Origin of the sequence: Pseudoalteromonas sp. SR45-5 (assembly GCF_014163565.1) — a bacterium.
GTDB lineage: Bacteria > Pseudomonadota > Gammaproteobacteria > Enterobacterales > Alteromonadaceae > Pseudoalteromonas > Pseudoalteromonas distincta.
Window position 1 is genome coordinate 1 of sequence record NZ_JACJDN010000499.1, and the last position, 3,040, is coordinate 3,040.

Consider the following 3,040-nt stretch of genomic DNA (forward strand, 5'->3'; position numbering starts at 1 on the left):
TAACGGGATTTGTTTTTCGCCAGCTTGATGCAATAAAATCTGCATAATACGTCTTGATAGCCCTTTACCACGATGACTTGGTTTTACATATAAACGTCTTATTTCGCCGTAAGGCTGGGTATCAAATTTCTCTACAATCGCACCGCAGGCAATAATACCTTCTTCAGTTTTTAAACCAATAGCGTACACATTAGGTAAGGTTAATTCGTTTAACTCCAGAGACTGTGCGGTAGCCACAGGATATAAAGAATTTATAAGTCGGTCTATATCATCAAATACATTTACCACGTCGGGATCATTCGGGTTCAAATCGACTAACTGCATAAAGCTTCCATTCATTGTTATAAGTTTATTAAGCTTTAAATAATATATTTAAGCGGTCATAGCTTAGCATTGTTTAATTAAAAAATCTTTACTCCTTATTTAGCATATGGGTTATGACATTTCACCAGCTAAAAGAGCAAAAGTGGCCTAGCAAGTGTATAAATTTTGCTAAATTATTACTAATTAATAAATAGTAGTGTTCAAGTATTATTGCGCATTAGTATTAGCGCTATGCCATTTTGAATAGCCTTCTTTATCCATCGGCCTTGCAATTAAGTAGCCTTGCATGGCGTCAATATTCATTTTTTTAAGTAAGTCATATTGTTCTGTTGTTTCTACGCCCTCAGCAACTACCTCTAAGTTTAAGCTTTTTCCTAGGCTGATAATTGTTTGCGCAATATTAAAGCCAACCGTGCTATCTAAAATTTTATCAATAAAGCTTTTATCTATTTTTAATTCTTTAACAGGAAACGCACTTAAGTACGCTAAGCAGGAGTAACCGGTTCCAAAATCATCAATCGAAAATAAAAAGCCAGCGGCAATGAGTTCTTTCATTTGCCTAATTGTATAATCTATATCGCTTGAGAGCATTGACTCGGTTATTTCTAACTTAATTTGCTGTGCCCGAATATCAAATTTATTGATAGTGCTAAACAGCTCTCCTTTTAAATTTGATGAATTAAACTGGCTTTGACTAATATTAATTGAAACACTAAACGAGTCGTCTATTATGTTATCTGCTTTAAGTTCGTTTATTAAAATACATATATCATGTAAAACAATATTTTGTAGTTTTTGAATAAGCCCGTATTGCTCTGCAATTGGTATAAATTCGTTTGCCGCTATTAACCCTTTTTGAGGATGGTTCCACCTAATGAGTGCTTCAGCACCAATAACATCACCATACGTATTTACCTGAGGCTGAAAATAAGCACAAAACTCATCAGATGCAATCGCTCTGACTATATCGGTTTCTAGTTCAGTTTGTTTTTCAAGCAGTGTTTGTAAGGCTGGATCGTAAAAGCTACTGCTATTCCCCCCTTTATTTTTAGAACGATACATAGCCGTGTCTGCAAATTTTAATATATTGCCTGCCTGCGCATTTACGCTATCAATTAGACAAATACCTATGCTGCAGCTTACTTGAAATGCAAGGTTGCCCACTTCAAATTTATCATGAAAAGCTCTTTGAATCTCTTTGGCTACTATTTTGCACTCGATGCTCGCCTGCTGTGTATTTTCTCCAACGTGTTTTAGTAAAATAATAAACTCATCGCCACCCGCTCTGGCCAACGTATCAGAGCCTTTTATTATTGCGCTTAACCTTTTTGATAATTCCACAAGTACTTCATCACCCGCACTGTGCCCAAGTGAATCATTAATACGCTTAAAATTATCTAGGTCTAAAAATAATAACGCCCCTATATTTTTATCACGCTTAACACTCTCCACACACATGCTTAATTTGTCGCTAAGCATTCTTCTATTTGGAAGATTCGTTAATGGGTCGTAAAAGGCAAGCTTATGTACTTCTTGTTCGGCCTTTTTCTTTATTGAAATATCTCTGGCCATCCATACTACGTGCCTTTTTGTAGGACTATTGGGGTGGTAATGATCTAATGCAGCAGCCCTGCCTTCAAAAACTATATTGCCCTTTGGTACAGCTAATTCATATTCAAAAATTTGCGTCTCGTTAGTCGAGAGTGTTTTTTTAATAACGTCCATTATCATTTGTGAATCGTCTTGGGAGAGCAGATCCTTAACACTTTGACCAATAAGGTCCTTGCTTGAATCAAGCAGTAACTCATTAGAAGTACCATACACATCGGTATAAATTCCCTCTTCACTTAAAATAAGAATGAGATCGGGCATTACCTTAGTGAAGGCTTTAAACTTTTCATTACTTTGCTGTAAATTCGCGAGAAGCTGTTTTGCTTTGTTAAATTCGTTACTTTTTTCAAGAGCGATACTAGAAAAGTGCACAAAAAAATCGATTAACTCTAAATCTTGCTTTGATGGTGATTTAGGAGTGCTGTGATAGATAGCAAAGGTGCCTAATAAATCGGCTTGAGTTGAGAAAATAGGCGTTGACCAACATGACTTAAGACCAAACTTTAGTGCTAAGTCTTTAAAGTCCTCCCACAGCGGTGAAGTTTCGATATTTTCAACAATAGTGCGCGATTTCGAAAATGCTGTAGTACCACATGAACCCACTTTTGGCCCTATATAGACTCCATTAAGCAAACTACAGTACTCTGGATGAATATTAGGAGCTGCGCAATGAAAAAGCTGCTGGCCTTTAACTGATAAGATTGAACACCTAGCGGATTCATCATCAATAATCTGCTCGATTGATGAACAAATTTCAGTAAGCACCTCAGTTAAAGGTACCCCTAATGCAATTTTAGATAAAATGCCTTGCTGGTGAGATAATAACTTTTTTAACCTATCCGTACCCATTTTCCTTTACCCGTATTATTTATACACATTGAAACAACAAAAGCTTTAATCAAGCGCTTTTTTCTTACGCAGTAAAGTTCAGTATAGTCATGATTAGTAAGTTTTTTATTTTATTGGCAAAAAATAATCGGGCCTGTCTTAAATAATCATAGTTGCATATTACTGAACACCTATTGTTACTATATAAACAAAACCACAATATTAAAGCTAACACTTTGTTACTTAAAAGTACTGTTCAAAATTTTTAAGCTATTTA

The 3,040-nt window shown here is 35.5% G+C and carries 2 protein-coding genes; both read right to left on the bottom strand.

Annotated features, from left to right (window positions below; all coding sequences use genetic code 11):
• The coding region (locus H5072_RS15675; protein WP_182694048.1) for a GNAT family N-acetyltransferase at positions 1–324 on the bottom strand (324 nt) is incomplete at its 3' end.
• 207 nt (positions 325–531) lie between these two features.
• The gene (locus tag H5072_RS15680) at positions 532–2,784 is read right to left on the bottom strand and encodes an EAL domain-containing protein (RefSeq protein ID WP_182694049.1); all 2,253 of its coding nucleotides are present in this window, start codon (positions 2,782–2,784) and stop codon (positions 532–534) included.
• Positions 2,785–3,040: the final 256 nt, after the last annotated feature.

Coding starts and splice junctions, on each gene's coding strand:
- H5072_RS15680 (WP_182694049.1), bottom strand. CDS start 2,784: ATGGGTACGGATAGGTTAAAAAAGTTATTATCTCACCAGCAAGGCATT.